12 protein-coding genes are annotated in these 15017 nt (G+C 68.6%); 4 read left to right on the plus strand and 8 right to left on the minus strand.

The window, feature by feature from the left end:
• Positions 1–5: 5 nt before the first annotated feature.
• From ACFVVC_RS20635 to ACFVVC_RS20650, 4 genes are all read right to left on the minus strand, one after another.
• On the minus strand, positions 6–2141 hold the full coding sequence (locus tag ACFVVC_RS20635; RefSeq protein ID WP_387457713.1) for a glycosyltransferase family 39 protein: 2136 nt from the start codon (positions 2139–2141) through the stop codon (positions 6–8).
• Positions 2138–3565 carry a glycosyltransferase gene (locus tag ACFVVC_RS20640; protein ID WP_387457716.1) on the minus strand — a complete coding sequence of 476 codons (1428 nt, stop codon included), beginning with the start codon at positions 3563–3565 and terminating at the stop codon, positions 2138–2140. Before ACFVVC_RS20640 ends, ACFVVC_RS20635 begins: the two co-directional genes overlap by 4 nt.
• Positions 3566–3647: 82 nt before the next feature.
• On the minus strand, positions 3648–5123 hold the full coding sequence (locus tag ACFVVC_RS20645) for an ATP-binding protein (protein WP_387457719.1): 1476 nt from the start codon (positions 5121–5123) through the stop codon (positions 3648–3650).
• Between the two features lie 13 nt (positions 5124–5136).
• Positions 5137–5877 carry a response regulator transcription factor gene (locus ACFVVC_RS20650; protein ID WP_387457721.1) on the minus strand — a complete coding sequence of 247 codons (741 nt, stop codon included), beginning with the start codon at positions 5875–5877 and terminating at the stop codon, positions 5137–5139.
• A 231-nt stretch (positions 5878–6108) separates the two neighbouring features.
• Between ACFVVC_RS20650 and ACFVVC_RS20655 the strand changes: the two genes are divergently transcribed.
• The 3 genes from ACFVVC_RS20655 to ACFVVC_RS20665 all read left to right on the plus strand — a co-directional run bounded on the left by ACFVVC_RS20655 (position 6109) and on the right by ACFVVC_RS20665 (position 8945).
• Positions 6109–6894: a hypothetical protein gene (locus ACFVVC_RS20655; RefSeq protein WP_387457724.1), complete on the plus strand. Its 786-nt coding sequence runs from the start codon at positions 6109–6111 to the stop codon at positions 6892–6894.
• Positions 6895–7464: 570 nt separating this feature from the next.
• Positions 7465–8328, plus strand: coding sequence for a winged helix-turn-helix domain-containing protein (locus ACFVVC_RS20660; protein WP_018762395.1), 864 nt, complete (start codon positions 7465–7467; stop codon positions 8326–8328).
• A gap of 89 nt (positions 8329–8417) precedes the next feature.
• A complete protein-coding gene (locus ACFVVC_RS20665) occupies positions 8418–8945 on the plus strand; it encodes a SixA phosphatase family protein (RefSeq protein ID WP_387457728.1) in 528 nt (175 codons plus the stop codon).
• Here ACFVVC_RS20665 and ACFVVC_RS20670 read toward each other — a convergent pair.
• Positions 8923–9867 carry a LysR family transcriptional regulator gene (locus ACFVVC_RS20670; protein WP_387457731.1) on the minus strand — a complete coding sequence of 315 codons (945 nt, stop codon included), beginning with the start codon at positions 9865–9867 and terminating at the stop codon, positions 8923–8925. The genes ACFVVC_RS20665 and ACFVVC_RS20670 overlap by 23 nt on opposite strands.
• A gap of 73 nt (positions 9868–9940) precedes the next feature.
• Here ACFVVC_RS20670 and ACFVVC_RS20675 point away from each other — a divergent pair, with 73 nt between their 5' ends.
• A complete protein-coding gene (locus ACFVVC_RS20675) occupies positions 9941–10945 on the plus strand; it encodes an EamA family transporter (protein ID WP_387457734.1) in 1005 nt (334 codons plus the stop codon).
• Between the two features lie 634 nt (positions 10946–11579).
• Here ACFVVC_RS20675 and ACFVVC_RS20680 read toward each other — a convergent pair.
• From ACFVVC_RS20680 to ACFVVC_RS20690, 3 genes are read right to left on the minus strand one after another with little or no spacing between them, the layout of a single operon-like run.
• Positions 11580–12224 (minus strand): TetR/AcrR family transcriptional regulator, encoded by a 645-nt coding sequence (locus ACFVVC_RS20680; protein WP_387457737.1) that lies wholly within the window; start codon positions 12222–12224, stop codon positions 11580–11582.
• Entirely contained in the window at positions 12221–14257 is a 2037-nt protein-coding gene (locus ACFVVC_RS20685) for a YhgE/Pip family protein (RefSeq protein WP_387457740.1), read from the minus strand. The genes ACFVVC_RS20680 and ACFVVC_RS20685 overlap by 4 nt, the downstream gene beginning before the upstream one ends.
• Positions 14254–15015, minus strand: a complete 762-nt coding sequence (locus ACFVVC_RS20690; protein WP_387457743.1) for an ABC transporter ATP-binding protein — start codon at positions 15013–15015, stop codon at positions 14254–14256. The genes ACFVVC_RS20685 and ACFVVC_RS20690 overlap by 4 nt, the downstream gene beginning before the upstream one ends.
• Positions 15016–15017: the final 2 nt, after the last annotated feature.

The following is a 15017-nucleotide window of genomic DNA, read 5'->3' on the forward strand; positions in this document are numbered from 1 at the left end:
GGGTCCTACTTGCTGAGTTGGTACACCGTGGAGCTACCCACGGTTTGGGCCTGGAAGTTGGCTTGCACCCATGCGGCCACCTCGGAGTTGCCGCCCCGGCCGCCCATGCCGCCGCCCATGCCGCCGCCCATGCCGCCTTCGATGAAGTAGCCGATTTCACCCTTGGCCACCATGGCCTGGAATTCGGCGAGTGTCGGATAGGGGTCACCGCCGTTCCAGCCGCCCAGCGCAATGACGTTGGTGTTCGTGGCCAGTTCCAGGCTCGCGGCCTGGCTGGCGCCGGAGACGATCGCCGACCACTTCGTGGTGGTGCCCGCCAGCAGTGCGGTCACGGCGGCATCGGCGGTGCCTTCGCCGGGACCCCCGGCCCCGCCGGCGCCAGGGGCGCCGTTGGCGCCGGTGGGGCCGCCGGCCCCGTTCGCGGGGTCAAAACCGCCGGCACCAGCGGCCGCATCCGTGCCGTCGGTCCGGTCGCCACGGAGCGCGGCGTCGTCCCGGAACCCGGCAGCCCTGTTGCCAAAACCGCCCGTTGAGGAACCTGCGGGCCCCGACGTCGGGATGGATCCCGTGTGGGCGGCCGCGGCGGTGGCCAGGGTCCAGGCAGCCGTTCCAAGGCCCCCGGCAAGCAAGGAGAGAACGACGACGGCGGCCGTCCCGGAGTGCCGGAACCGTCCCGCAGCGCCCTTGCCGTCAAGGCGGAGGAGGATGGCGGCGGCCGCGAGGACACCGAGGACGATGGTGCCGATGCGCAACCACGGCAGCCAGGACGTGTCGCGGCCCAGCAGCACCGATGACCAGATGGAGGTGCCCAGGACCACGACGGCGAGGGTGATCCGTGCCGGCCAGTATGCGCGGCCCCGCCAGAGTTCAACCGCGCCGATGCCCACCAGCGCCGCGATGGCCGGTGCCAGTGCCACCGAGTAGTAGGGGTGGACGATACCGCTCATGAAGCTGAAGACGCCCGCCGTGACCAGCAGCCAGCCGCCCCACAGGATCAGGGCCGCACGGCTCCGGGACGTGCGCGCTTCGCGGCGGGTAAACCACAAGCCCGCCACCAGCAGCACCAGGGCGGCAGGCAGCAGCCAGGCCACCTCGCCGCCGAAGCTGGTCCCGAACATCCGCAGCAGGCCGGCCGCGCCGCCGAATCCGGCGTTTCCGCCGCCGAAGCCGCCCGCCGCACCGCCGCCCGGGCCGCCGGCTCCGCCTCCGGGCATTCCTTCACCCGAACCGGTGATGCGGGCCAGGCCGTTGTAGCCGAAGGTCAGTTCCAGGAAGCTGTTGGTGGTGGACCCGGCCATGTACGGCCGTTCCGAGGCCGGCGTCAGTTGGAAAAGGGCGACGTAGCTGCCGGCCACCACGATGATCCCGCCCAGCGCGCCGAGCAGGTGGACCAGGCGGCGTCCCAGCGGGGTGGGGGCTGCCCACAGGTAGGCAAGTCCAAGCGCGGGAACCACCAGGAAGCCCTGCAGCATCTTGCTGAGGAACGCCAGGCCTATCACCGCACCCGCGGCGACCAGCCACTTCCATCCGGCCCGTTCGATGGCCCGGGTGGTGAAGTACGCCGCCAGCACCAGGCAGAGGGTGAGCATGGCGTCCGGGTTGTTGAATTTGAACATCAGCGCCGCTACGGGCGTCAGCGCCAGGGCGCCACCGGCCAGGAGGCCTGCCGCCGGACCGGAAACCCGCTTTACGGCGAGGTACAGGAAGCCGACGGCGGCCACTCCCATGAGCGCTTCAGGCACCAGCATGCTCAGTGAAGAGAAGCCGAAGATGCGGCCGGCGAGGGCCGGGATCCAGAGCGCGGCGGGCGGCTTGTCCACGGTGATGGCGTTTCCGGCGTCGAGCGAGCCGAAGAGGAACGCCGTCCAGTCCTTGGTGCCCGCCTGGATGGCAGCGGCATAGAAGGAGTTTCCGTAGCCGGTGGCGGCCAGGTTCCAGAGGTACAGGATTGCCGTGGCCACGAGGAGGCCGGCGGCTGAGGGCCGCACCCAGCGGGGCTGCCCGCCGAAGGCGTAGCGGGCCCAGCGCGGCCCAGGCTGTGCCGGGCCCGCCGTGGAGACAGCGGCACCTGAAGGGTGCTGTGGACCGGCGGTTGATTCGGTGGCTGATCCGGCGCCTGCCGGTGAAATGGTGGAGGTCATGATGCTGCCGTTTCTGTGGAGGCGGTGGCTGTCGTGTCGTCGGCGGGTAATGCCGCGGGGGTTCCGGCGGGTGTTGTTGCAGGCCCCGGGCCTGCCCCGGGACCGGGGTGCGCGGTGGGTGCTGTACGGGGCGCCCGCTCCCGGAAGACCCAGAGCCGGAACAGCAGGAACCGCACGGCGGTGGCGGCGAGGTTCGCCGCCACGACGGTGAGGATTTCCGCCCACCGGTCCGGCGTCGTCGTCCTGTGCACCAGCGCCAGCGCACCTGAGGTGAGCAGCAGGCCGATGCCGAACACGATCAGCCCCTCAAAGTGGTGCCGGACCGGGTTGCCGCCCTGGATGCCGAACGTGAAGCGCCGGTTGGCTCCCGTGTTGGCCACCGCCGTGATCAGCAGGGCCAGGAAGTTGGCAAGCTGCGGATCCATGAAGCCGCGGCAAAACACGAAGATCGCCAGGTAGGCCAAGGTTGACGCGGCACCGATGGCGGCGAAGCGCACCAGCTGGCCAAACAGGCTGCTGCCGCGCGTTTGCTCGGCCGCCCGGGACGAGGCGGGCAGCGGCCCCCGCGCCAGGGCTGCCCGAAGCTCCGGAACCGGGATGCGGCCGTAGAGCAGGTCGCGGGTGAGCCGTGCCATGCCCCGGACGTCCGCCAGCGCCGTCCGGAGCACGTCAACGCTTGAATCAGGATCGTCGGTCCAGTCCACGGGAACCTCATGGACGCGCAGCCCGCACCGCTCCGCCAGGACCAGGAGCTCGGTATCGAAGAACCAGGAGTTGTCCACCGTGTACGGGAGGATCTGTTGGGCGACGTCTGCGCGGATCGCCTTGAACCCGCACTGTGCGTCACTGAACCGGGCACCCATGAAGGAGTGCAGCATCAGGTTGTAGCCGCGCGAGATGAATTCCCGCTTGGGCCCGCGGACCACGCGGGAGTTGCGGGTCAGCCTGGTGCCGATGGCAAGGTCCGAATGGCCGGAGATCAGCGGCGCCAGCAGTGGTGCCAGGGCCGCAAGGTCGGTGGAGAGGTCCACGTCCATGTAGGCCAGGACCGGCGACGGCGAGGCCAGCCACACCTTGCGCAGTGCATTTCCGCGGCCCTTTTCGTCGAGGTGGACCACCGCGAGCTCGGGGAACTCCCGGGCCAGGCGTTCGGCGATCTTCAAGGTGCCGTCCGTGCTGGCGTTGTCCGCCACGGTGATCCGGAACGCGTGCGGAAAGGAATCGAGCAAGTGGGCGTGAAGCCTGCGGAGGCATTCCTCCAGGTCGCGTTCCTCGTTGAAGACCGGAATGGTCACGTCGAGGACCGGCACGGCGGTGCGGGTGTCCACGGGTGCGCGCCGTCCGGCACGCCCCCGGGACGGAAGGGCCACCGGCGCCACCGCGGCGTCCGGCAGGGTTCCTGAAGTGGAGTCGGTGAGCGTCATGAATCAAGGGTGGCGCCGCCGTATTTGAAGGCTTTAGGCGCAACCTGTGACGTGCCTGTGTAAGTGCGGCCGGCTGGGGCGGTCAGGACGTGGCGGCCGCTGCCGGCAGGCGGACGGCAAACTCGGTCCTGCCCGGCCGGGAGACCAGTTCCACGGTGCCCCCATGGGCCGCGACGATGGATTCAACGATCGAAAGCCCCAGCCCCGACGATCCTTCGGAACCGGAGCGGGCGGCATCGGCCCGGGTGAACCGGGAAAAGATGTTGCCCTGGAATTCGGCGGGAATGCCGGGTCCGTCGTCGGTGACCGTGACCACCACGCTGCCGTCGGCGGAGCGCATCACGCCGGTGGTGACTGTGGTTCCGGCCGGCGTGTGCTTCCTGGCGTTGGAGAGCAGGTTGGCCAGGACCTGGTGGAGCTGGGTGGTGTCGCCGCGGACGGTTACCGGTTCGTCGGGCAACGTCAGCTGCCAGGTGTGGTCCGGTGCCATGACCTTTTCGTCGCTGACGGTTTCGATCACCAGCTGGGTGAGGTCCACATCGGTGGCTTCGGTCGCCTTGCCCTCGTCCAGCCGTGCCAGCAACAGCAAGTCCTCCACCAGGGCGGTCATGCGCTCCGACTGGCTTTGCACCCGGCCCAGCGACTTCCTGCCGTCCTCGGTGAGGGTTTCGGTCATCCGCATCAACTCGGTGTAGCCGCGGATGGCCGTCAGCGGGGTCCGAAGTTCATGCGAGGCGTCGGCCACGAACTGGCGCACCTTCATCTCACTCCGTTGCCGGGCTTCCAGCGCGCTGGAGACGTTGTCCAGCATCAGGTTCAGCGCGTGCCCCACACTGCCCACCTCTGTGGTGGGATGCGCTGCCGACGGCGGGACACGCACTGCCAGGGCTACCTCGCCGGCGTCGAGCGGCAGCTTGGAAACCTTGGTGGCGACGTCGGACAACTGCTCCAGCGGCCGCATGGTCCGGCGGATCAACGCCGTACCCGCCAGTCCGATCAGGACAAGGCCGCCCAGCGACACGAGCACCATCGTCAACACCAGCGAGGCCTCGGTGCTTTCCTTGGTGGCCAGCGGCAGCCCGGTGATCACCACGTCGCCGTACGGCGTCTGTGTCGCCATGAGCCGGTAGTCGCCGTTGGACAGCTCCCGGTCAACCTGGCTGCCGTCACGGGGGAGGGCCTGCAAGGTGGCCGTGTCCCGGGATGTCAGCGCCGTGCGGGTGAAATCCGCGGACAGGAAACCTGCTTCCCGCGTGATCTGGCCACCCACCACCCTGGCGTTGAGTGTTCCCACGCTTTGTCCCCGCGCGTCGAGCGGATCCGGACGGCCCGAGGGGTTGCCTTCGGGCGGGCGGCCGCGCGAAGCCATCGTCAGCTGCTCGTCCAACTGCTTGGACAAGACCACGTCCATGGAGGCGTAGCTGACCACCCCGATCGCACTCGAGATAGCCACCAGGAGGGCCATGGAGAGCAGGATCAGGCGGGTGCGGAGATGCCAGGTGGCCGGGTTGAACCACGAACGGCCGGTGGGCCGGGGAATCCCGGAAAGCGATGACATGCGGTTCCTTGGCTTAGTCTGCGGGTTTGATGACGTAGCCGGCTCCGCGCACGGTGTGGATCATGGGCGGGTGGTTGGCTTCGAGCTTCTTGCGCAGGTAGGAAATGTAGAGTTCCACGATGTTCGCCTGGCCGCCAAAGTCGTAGTCCCATACGTGGTCCAGGATCTGGGCCTTGCTGACCACGCGCTTGGGGTTTTCCATGAGGTAGCGGAGGAGTTCGAACTGTGTGGCCGTCAGCTGGATTTCCTCCCCGGCGCGGGTGACCTCCCGGGTGTCGACATTGAGGACCAGGTCGCCCACCACCAGTTCGGCGGTGTCCATGGCGGCCACGCCGGAACGCTGGACCAGGCGGTGCAGGCGCAGCAGCACTTCCTCCATGCTGAAGGGCTTGGTCACGTAGTCGTCGCCGCCGGCTGCCAGCCCCACGATCCGGTCCTGGACGTCGTCTTTTGCCGTCAGGAACAGCGCAGGCACCTCCGGCGCGAAGGCGCGGATCCTGCCCAGCAGCTCCACGCCGTCGAACCCCGGCAGCATGACGTCCAGCACCAGGACGTCCGGATGGAAGTCCTTGGCAAGCTTGACCGCCGTGGGTCCGTCCCCGGCCACCGCCACGGACCAGCCCGCCATGCGCAGGCCCATGCTCATCAGCTCCGACAGGCTGGGTTCGTCATCCACCACCAGGGCCCGGATCGGGGAGCCGTCCGGGTGGGTGAGCTGGGGCAGGTTGTTGGTCATGGAGTGCGGGGATGCCATGGGACAACTCTCCGATCTACCGGTTTGCCGGTGCTTTGCCGTTGCTGTGTTCCAGCTGTGAGCTCCAGCCTAGCCACCAGGACCCGCGGCCACGCGGTTCCCCGTCCACGGGGAACGGTGCAGGTCACAGGCGGACGTGGCCTGCTGCACAGCCCCCGCACAGCAAACCGGCAGAGCCTGTTGGAACAAACAGCATCACCACCATCAGTTTCGACTTCCTTGGAGAAAGCAATGGACCAGCAGAACAACCAGCCAGTCCCGGGCGCATCAGCGCAGAACGGGCAGCCGGCCCCCGTCTGGGGAGGCTCAGCGGATGACAGCGGCCACGGTGCGGCGGCCCCCGGCACTGGCTGGGGCGCCCCGCAGCAGTACGCCTCCACCCCGGCGTCGCGCGGGCCGAAGGGCGCCTGGACGGCGAAGAAGGGGCTCCTGGTCGGCGGAGCGGCCGTGGTCCTGGGCGCAGCGGCCGGCGCCGGCGCGTACGCGGCCGGAAACGGCTCGGGCACCGCCGCCAACGCCCAAAGCGCGGGCTCAGCCAGCCAGTTCGGTCCCGGCGGCCAAAACGGCATGGCCGGGCCGGGCAGCCAGGCTGGTACCAACGGCGGCGCGGCCGGCGGCATGGGCATGGATGGTGGCCCCGGCGGCCTGGGGATGGGGGCGGCCGGCCTGAACGCGGCCATCCACTCCGAGTATGTGGTCCTGGATGGTTCCAACTACGTGACCATGGCGGGCCAGTCGGGCACGGTCACGGATGTCTCGGCCACCTCGTTGACGGTCAAGAGCGAGGACGGCTTCTCCCGCACCTATTCCGTGGGCTCGGATGTGCAGGTCACGCAGGGGATGCGGCAGCGCGGGGGCACATCCACCGGAACTACCCTCAGCCTGTCCAACGTGACCACCGGGGCCAGCGTTCGCGTCACCGCGCTCAAGAACGGCGACGCCTACACCGCCCAGGCCATCCAGTTGGCCACCGCCGGTACCGGTACCTCGGCCGGCCCGGGAACCAGCAGCAACTGACCCTGGCAGCCGTACCACTCCCAGGCAGGTCCTGCCGCCGGCCCACGCCCGCTGTCCGGGCAAAAAAATCTGCCGCCGGCAGGACCGGGACTGGACACGGCAAGCAGCCGTCCGGCCGATTCTATGTCAAGCGATTGAATTTCAGAGAGATTCGGTGAATGGGCATTCCATCGAATTATCTTCCGAAGAGGGCGTTATCCGAGACTCTTCTCCGGATAACGAACGTTATTATTTCCCCATCTCGAAATAGTGATCTAAAGCACAATCGACAGTTTCGTCTCACCATGTGGACGAATTGGTCCATTGTTACTTGCAAGTTGCCATTGTTACGCTGCACACTTCCAATGTGAACAAGAACTCAACAGCACCTGCAGCCGCAGAATATTGGCCCAGCACATCCGCTGCTGCCGACATGCGCTGTTGTCGAATGCACGCCTGACCTTCGCACCCCTGAAGTTCTTAGGCATTCGCCCCCCAGCCCAGCGTCGGGCGCCCCTCCCCGGTCCGCGTCTACGGGGAATCCAGCATTCGAGCCGCGAACGCGGCCATTCACATTGAGGTAAGCATTCCATGTCAGTTGCATCCGGATACGTCCACATCTCCGTCCGTAACGCCGCCAAGGCGGGCCAGCCCTCCGGCCTGCGCCCCGGTTTCGGGCCCCGTCCGTCGCTTGCTCCCACTTCCGGAAGCGCCTTCCCCGCGCAGGGCTACGCCCCGCAGGGATACAACCCGAACTCCTACGGCCAGCTCCGCGCCGTCCAGCCTGCCGAAGCTGCCCCCGTCACCGCTCCCACCCCCGTGGTGGCGGGCCCGAATGCTGTCCGCCCGGTGGCCAACGACAACGTGGCCCGCGGGTTCGTCCTGTACATGGGGATCGACGAGGAAACCGCAGCAGCGGCCGGCACCTCCATCGCCAAGCTCGCCCAGGAAATCCGCGCCTACGCCCAATCGCTGGTCTCCGGCGCCGAGAGCTACGCCGCCGTTGCGGTAGCTCCGGCCGGAACCCCCGGGTCCGCGCTCGACGTCGTCCGTTCCACGTTCGGCGACCCCACGGTCAACTCCCGCCAGCGCACAGAAGCCGCCCGTCCTGCCCAGCCGCAGGAGCCGCGCCCCTCAGGTGTCCTGATCGACCTCGCCCGGCGCGAAGTCCACCTTGATGGTGAATCCCTGAACCTCACCTTCAAGGAGTTCGAACTCCTGAACTACCTCGTCGAGAACGGCACCCGCACCGTGGGCCGTGACGAACTTCTCGAAGGGCTGTGGCGCAATGCCGAAGAGGTGCCCAATGAGCGCACCATCGACGTCCACATCCGCCGCCTCCGGTCCAAGCTGGGCCGCCTCGCCAACACCGTCCGCACGGTCCGTGGCCAGGGCTATCGGTTCTACGAGCACCCCGAGGTTGTTGTCTGGGCCGCTCCGGAGTACTCGATCTAGCTCCCGGACCCAAACGTGCCTGCCCAGTGCGGCGGGCACGCTTTCGCAGGACATCCTTCGTGGCCTGCTGGATTGGCTAGGCTTGGGCCATGAGTTCGCACCATGTTCGACGCCTTGTGATCATGCGCCATGCCAAGGCTGACTGGCCGGGCGGGGTGGCTGATCATGAGCGGCCGCTTGAGGAACGCGGGCACCGGGAAGCGCCGCTGGCCGGGCGGTGGCTGCTCAAACACAACATCGTCCCCGATTTCATCCTGTGCTCCAGCGCCCTGCGAACCCGGCAGACGTGCACGTGGGTGTGCTCCGAGCTGGGGGACAAGGCGCCCACGCCCAAGCTCGAAGACGGCCTGTACGCGGCCTCGGCGCAGCGGATGCTCACCGTGGTCAACCACGTGCCGGACACGGTGACCACGCTGATGCTGATCGCGCACCTGCCCGGCGTGCAGGACCTGGCCATGCACCTCGCCTCGCGGGATTCCGACCATGACGCCTACATGGACGCCGCCACCCGCTATCCCACCAACGCCCTGACCGTCCTGGAAACGGAGAAACCCTGGGCGGAACTGGATGGGCAGGACGCCAGGATTACCAGGTTCAAGGTTCCGAGGGCCCACTAGCGGCAGCCGCGCCCGTGGGGACCCTGCTGCCGGCAATCGCCCGCAGGAGTCCCGCGACGTGCCTGATGCCGGGACTGGCCGTCATGGTCTTGCGGTGGATGAGCCCAACCTGGCGGGCTTGGACCGGGTTGACCACCGGAACGGCGACCACGTCCCGGGGAAGTGCCGGCCGCCCCAGCCGGGGAACGAGCGCCACCGCCACCGCCTGCTCCACCATCGCGATATGCGTCGCGAAATCGGGATCGTAAACCCGGATATCCGGCACCCGCCCCAGGTCCGCGAAAATCCGCAGCAGGGCTTCGTTGCAGATCGCCCCCGCCGGCGTGCTGATCCAGCGTTCGTCAACAAGCTCCGCCGGTGCAACCTCAGGGCGCGCCGCCAGGTGATGGCTGCGGTGCACCAGGACGTCCGCCACATCCCCGCACAGCCACTCCAGCGTCAGATGCTCCGGGATCACCAGCGGCACCGAATTCCAGTTGTGCACCAGGCCCAGGTCCGCCTCCCCGTTCGCCACCCGGGCCACGGCTTCCCGCGGATCCTCGGCCAGTACGGCGATACTCAATGCCGTGCCCGACTCTTCGAGCTGTGCCAGCAGCGGGCCCACCAGTCCGCGGCAGGCCGTGGAAAATGACACCACCCGGAGGCTTCCGCTGGGCTTGGCCGGATCTGCCAGGAGCGTGGACTGCAGTTCCTCCAGCTCGGCCAGGATGCGCCGGCCGTATGCCGCCAGGGCCAGTCCGCGCTCCGTGAGCAGGACGCCGCGGCCCCGGCGCTCCAGGACCGCGAAGCCGGCCTCTTTCTCCAGTTTCTTCACCTGTTGGGACACGGCCGATGGGCTGAACCCCATGGCTTCCGAGGCCGCAATGACGGAGCCGTGCTGCTCCACCGCGGCGAGGGCCCGCAGGGAACCGATATCAATCATGAAGCAAAGGTACATGATCTGCGGTACAAACCAGCGCTGGTGCTTCATCCGCCGTGCTGTCAGAGTATGGATTGTGAACCTGCGCGATTCCCTCCTTGCCGTCCTTGTCGCCCTGTTGTGGGGCCTGAATTTCGTGGCCATCGACCTCGGGCTGCATGCCGGCGGCCACGACTTCCCGCCGCTGCTGTTCGTGGCCATGCGCTTCGTCCTGGTGGTGTTCCCCTGGATCTTCTTCATCAGGAAACCGGACGTCAGCTGGAAGGCCATCATCGGCGTCGGACTCTTCATGAGCGCAGGCCAGTTCGGCCTCCTCTACCTGGCCATGGCACTGGGCATGCCCGCGGGGCTCGCGTCCCTGGTCTTGCAGGCGCAGGTCCTGCTGACCGTCCTCCTTGCCGCGGGCTTCCTGGGCGAACGCCCCAGCCGGCGTCAACTGGCGGGCGTGGTGCTGGGCGTCGCCGGGCTCGCCGTCGTGGCGGCAGGACGCAGCGCCGTGGCACCGCTGCTGCCGCTGATTATCGTCCTGGCCGCGGCGTTGTCCTGGGCCGCCGGAAATGTCATGGCCCGGAAGGCCAAAGCGGCGTCGGGCCTGGGGCTGGTGGTTTGGTCCGGGGCTGTGGTTCCGCTTCCGCTGGGGGTATTGTCCGTGCTCGTGGACGGTCCGGACAGGGTGTGGCAGTCGCTGGCCACGCTGCAGGCGCCCACCGTGCTCAGCGCGCTGTACACGGCAATCTTTGCCTCGCTGGTGGGTTACGGCATCTGGAACCGGCTCCTTGCCGGCCACCCGTCGTCGGCCGTGGTGCCCTTCACGCTGCTGGTCCCGGTGGTGGGCATGAGCACGGCGTGGCTGGTCCTCGCCGAGGTGCCGTCGGCAACGGAACTGGCGGGCGGCCTGCTCCTCCTGGGCGGCGTGGCCACCGCGGTGCTCACCGGAGCAGGCGGGCGCCGTCAGCGGCGGGAGGCTGAGCCGCTGCCGGACTTTGGTGCCGGTTTGGGCGCGGGGGACACGGACGACGACGGGCGCTTGGCTGCCGCAGATGTCCCCCGGATGGGAGCCCGGGAAACGGACGTCCGCTGAGCGGGGGACGCCTGGGCGCCGGATGCCTGCGGTCCGGAAGCCTGCGGTCCGGAAGCCTGGCCGGCGGTCCGTGGGGCGGCTGCACGGGGGCTGCGCGGCGGCGGTCCGGGCCGTTGTGGTGGAGTGCGCTGCGGTGCGGGGCGTGCGGTGCCCTGTGCGGCGGCCCGGGTGCCCGGGCGGGGGGCGGCCGCCGGGCGCCTGGTGGTTCCGGCCGGCCTGCGGACCGGCGTTGCGCGCCGCCGCCCCGGCCAGAGCGCGCCCAGGAAGAGGATCCCGAAAGTTGCCGCGGCCGCAACCCCGGCGCCCAGGAAGTAGTTGTCCGGGTCGCGGGTGGGCAGCGGGGTGCCCAGGAAGGAGGATTGGTCGTCGTACGCCAGCGTCCAGGTGCTGACGAACGCCAGGGAAAAGCCGAGGGCCAGGGCAGTTCCGGTCCCCGCGGCGAACAGGGCGAAGCGCCGGCGGCGGACCACCACCTCGGCAACCGCAGCCAGGTACGCCAGCGCCAGGACGCCAAGGAACGCGACGAACACCGGCTCCGCAAGGGTCATCCCCGTGAGCACCAGCAGCCCGGCGGCGACGACGCCGCAGATCACCGCAAACTTTCCGCTCTTTCCGGTATGGCGCATGTGCTCCATCATCCCCGAGGCGCGGCATCCTTCAGGACGTAGCCGCGCATGATGGCCATGATTGCTGCAACACTTTGGTCACGGGTCCGCTCGGGATTGTAGGTCTGCCGGTCCAGGCCCACCACGAAGCAGGCGCCGAAGATGGCTGTCTCCAGGCTGCCCCGGGACACCGAGCCATCTACCGGATATGCCGCGGCCACGCTTTCCACGGCCTGGCCGATGACCGCGAGGAGCTCCCCGCGCAGGACCGAAAATGTGCCCTGCCATTCACTGGGGATCCGCCAGTTTTCGCTGACCCACAGGCGGGCGAAGGAAGGGTATTCGGCCATGAAGTCCATGGCCTGGCCAATCATCGCTTCCATGGCCAGCAGCGGGTCCCGGCCGCCGCCGCCGTCAGCGGCCTCAAGCAGGCGTGCCTTGAGGATGTCCACCCCGTGCCGCAGCAACTGGGCGATGAGCTCGGATTTGCTGCCGAAGTTGTAATAGACCGTGCCCTTGGACACCCCGGCAGCGGCGGCGATCTCGTCCACCGTGACGTTGGCTGCCCCGCGTTCGCCGATGAGCTCCATGGAGGCGTCGAAGAGTTTCTGGCGGGTGGCGTTGGTCCGGGCGGGCCGGAGCGCTTTCGCCCCGGCCTGGGGTTCGGTGGTCATACGGCGATCTCCGGTTTCAGTGTCTTGAGTGTCCAATACTTGTTCTTGCGCACCGCCAGGGTGGACAGGGCCGCGCCCAGGACGGTGTAGCCCAGCAGGCCAACCAGGGTGGGAACAATCATGGACAGGTCCGCGCCGTAGATCAGGTGCCGCATCCCGGTCACCACGTAGCCCATGGGGAGGACCTGGTGCACCGCATGCAGCGGCTCCGGGGTGGTCTGCCACGGGAACGTTCCACCGGAGGACACCAGCTGCAGGACCAGCAGGATCAGCACCACCAGCTTGCCCGGGGAGCCCAGCAGGGCCACGATCCCCTGGATGAGGGCGCTGAACGCCATAGCCGCCGCCAGCAGGAACAGCCACATCAGGACCGGGTGCGCCGGGTTCAGCCCCAGCGCCACATCCACCACCAAGGTCAGCAGGGACGCCTGCACTACGGAGACCAGCAGGAACGGCAGCCAGCCACCCAGCGCGATCTTCCACGACGGCGCGTTCGAGGCCAGGGCCCGCTGGGTAATGGGCCGCATCGCCTGGATCAGCATGAAGATCCCGATCCACAGGGCGAGCGTGAGGAAGAACGGTGCCAGCCCTGCCCCGTAGGAACCGGCCTTGGCCTGCGAGACATTGCTGACCGCCACAGGATCGGCCATCACCTGCGAGAGGTTACTCTTTTGGGTGTCGTCCGGGTTGGGAACCTGGCCGGCACCCTTTCCGATCTCGTCGGCCAGGGTACGGGAACCGGTGGCGGCCTGGGCCGCCCCATCGGCGAGCTGGGCCGCGCCGGCGTCCACCTTCCGCGCCCCGTCCGCAAGCCCGGCGGCGCCGTCGACGGCGGACTGCTCACCGGTTGCCAGTGCTGCGGCCCCTGTGTGCAGCTGGTTCGCCCCGGCCGAGGCCTGCCCGATGGCGTCCTTCAGGGCAGGCATCCCGGCGGCCAGCTGGGCTGCGCCGACGCTGACGGCCTGGGAGCCGTCGGCCAGCTGCTGGACCTGTTCGGCGTCCGTCTGGATTTTGGCCTTGGCCGCGGCCATAGGGCTGGACGCCGCGGCGGCGTCGAAATCAGCCAGCACCTTGTCAGCCTGTTCCTGGGTCAGGATGCCCGACGCGACCAGCCTGCTGTTGGACTCCACCACCCGGGTGCGCAGCCCCTGGTCGGCTGCCTCCAGCTGGGACGCCACGTCCTGGACCTTGGTATTGAGCTGGGCATTCCCGGCTGCCACCTGGGCCGCGCCGGACGCCAGCGTCTGGGTATCGGAGGGCAGCGTAGCGGTCTTGTCCTTGAGCGTGGACAATCCGTTGCTGAGCTGACCTGCGCCGTCGGTCAGCTGGTTGGCGCCGTCCCGCAGCTTCAGCTGGCCGGCGTACAACTGGTCGGCGCCGCTGCTCAAGGCTGTGGTGCCCTGGTGGAGGGTGACCGTTCCGTCCCTGAGGGTCGCCACGCCGTCGGCCAGCTGGGCGGCGCCGTCCGCAGCCTGGACCATCTTGCTGTGGATGGTGCCGAAGCCGGTGAGCAACTGGTTGGCGGTCTCCTCACCAACCTCCTTGGCCACCGAGGTGTGGACGGCCGTGGTGAGTTTGTCCACGATGGTACTCAACAGGTAGTTGTTGGCATCGTTCGTGGTGACGTTCAGCATGGCCTGGCTCGCGGAATCAAAGCTGCCCGGCGAGACCAGGTTTGCCGAGAAATCCTTGGGGATCTTCAGGGCAAAGGCGTACTGGCCGCTGCTGACTCCGGCATCGGCCTCCGTTGAGCTGGAAACCGGAACCCAGTGGAACACGTTGCCTTCCACCAGGCTGTCCGCCACCTTGGTTCCGGCCTCCAGCCGGGTGCCGTCGGCAGCGGTGGCGCCCGAGTCCTCCACCACGAGGGCGGCGTCGAGGCTGTTGAGGTGGCCGTAGGGATCCCAGTTTGCGTACAGGTACACAGCGCCGTAGAGCAGCGGGACCATTGTCAGCGCCAGGATGGTCAGCTTGGGCAGCAGCCCGCCGGTCATGCGCTTGAGTTCGGAGCGGGCCAGCCGCAGGACAGTCACTTGGCAACCTCGGTTTCGAGTTCGGTTTCCTGGTTTTCCCGGTCAGGCATGGACTCCGCTGAGAGCGTGCCGGCGGGGGCATCGGGGGCGGTTTCGGGGATCCGTTCCGGCGCGGGATCGGTGGCGGGGTCGGGTGCCTCGTTGCCGATGTGGGCAACCGGCCCGTCCCACGATGCGGGGACGGCACTGACGGCCGCTACGACGGCGAGGGGCCGCCCGGCGTCGTACGCCAACGCCTGGAGGCGCGGCAGCCAGGTGAGTTCATCCGCGCTGTGCCGGTCCGGGGAGTCGACCACCAGCAGGTCGGTGCGCGGGTTGGCCAGGGCCAGCGCCGTCAGCAGCTCGAGCCGCCGCCGGGGCTCGAGCTGTTCCGTCCACAGGTCCGCGATGTCCTCGAACCGGTTGACCTTGAGCCAGGGCCGGCTGAGCAGGGCGCCACGGTAGCGGCGGGGGATCAGGGCCAGGTCCTCGGTCACCAGGTCGCGGACGCTGAGGTGTTCCTCCGGTTCATTGACGCCGGGGGAGTCCACCAGCGCCGCGGCGAGGCGGAGGTGCTTGGTCCGGGAGTTGCCGTCCCAGCTGAGCTGTCCCCCGCCGGTGGCCTTCATCCTGCCGCTGAGCAGGAGCGCCAGCGCGGTGCGCTGGTCCTGCCGGTCGCCGGCAACGAGCAGGAGCTCGCCGCGGGCAACCGTCAGGGACGTGGGAGGAAGCAGCGGGTCCCGGCGTCCTTTGGCCTGGAGCTGGTGTGCTGAGAGCAAGG

It is taken from the genome of Pseudarthrobacter sp. NPDC058196 (assembly GCF_042882685.1).
GTDB lineage: Bacteria > Actinomycetota > Actinomycetes > Actinomycetales > Micrococcaceae > Arthrobacter.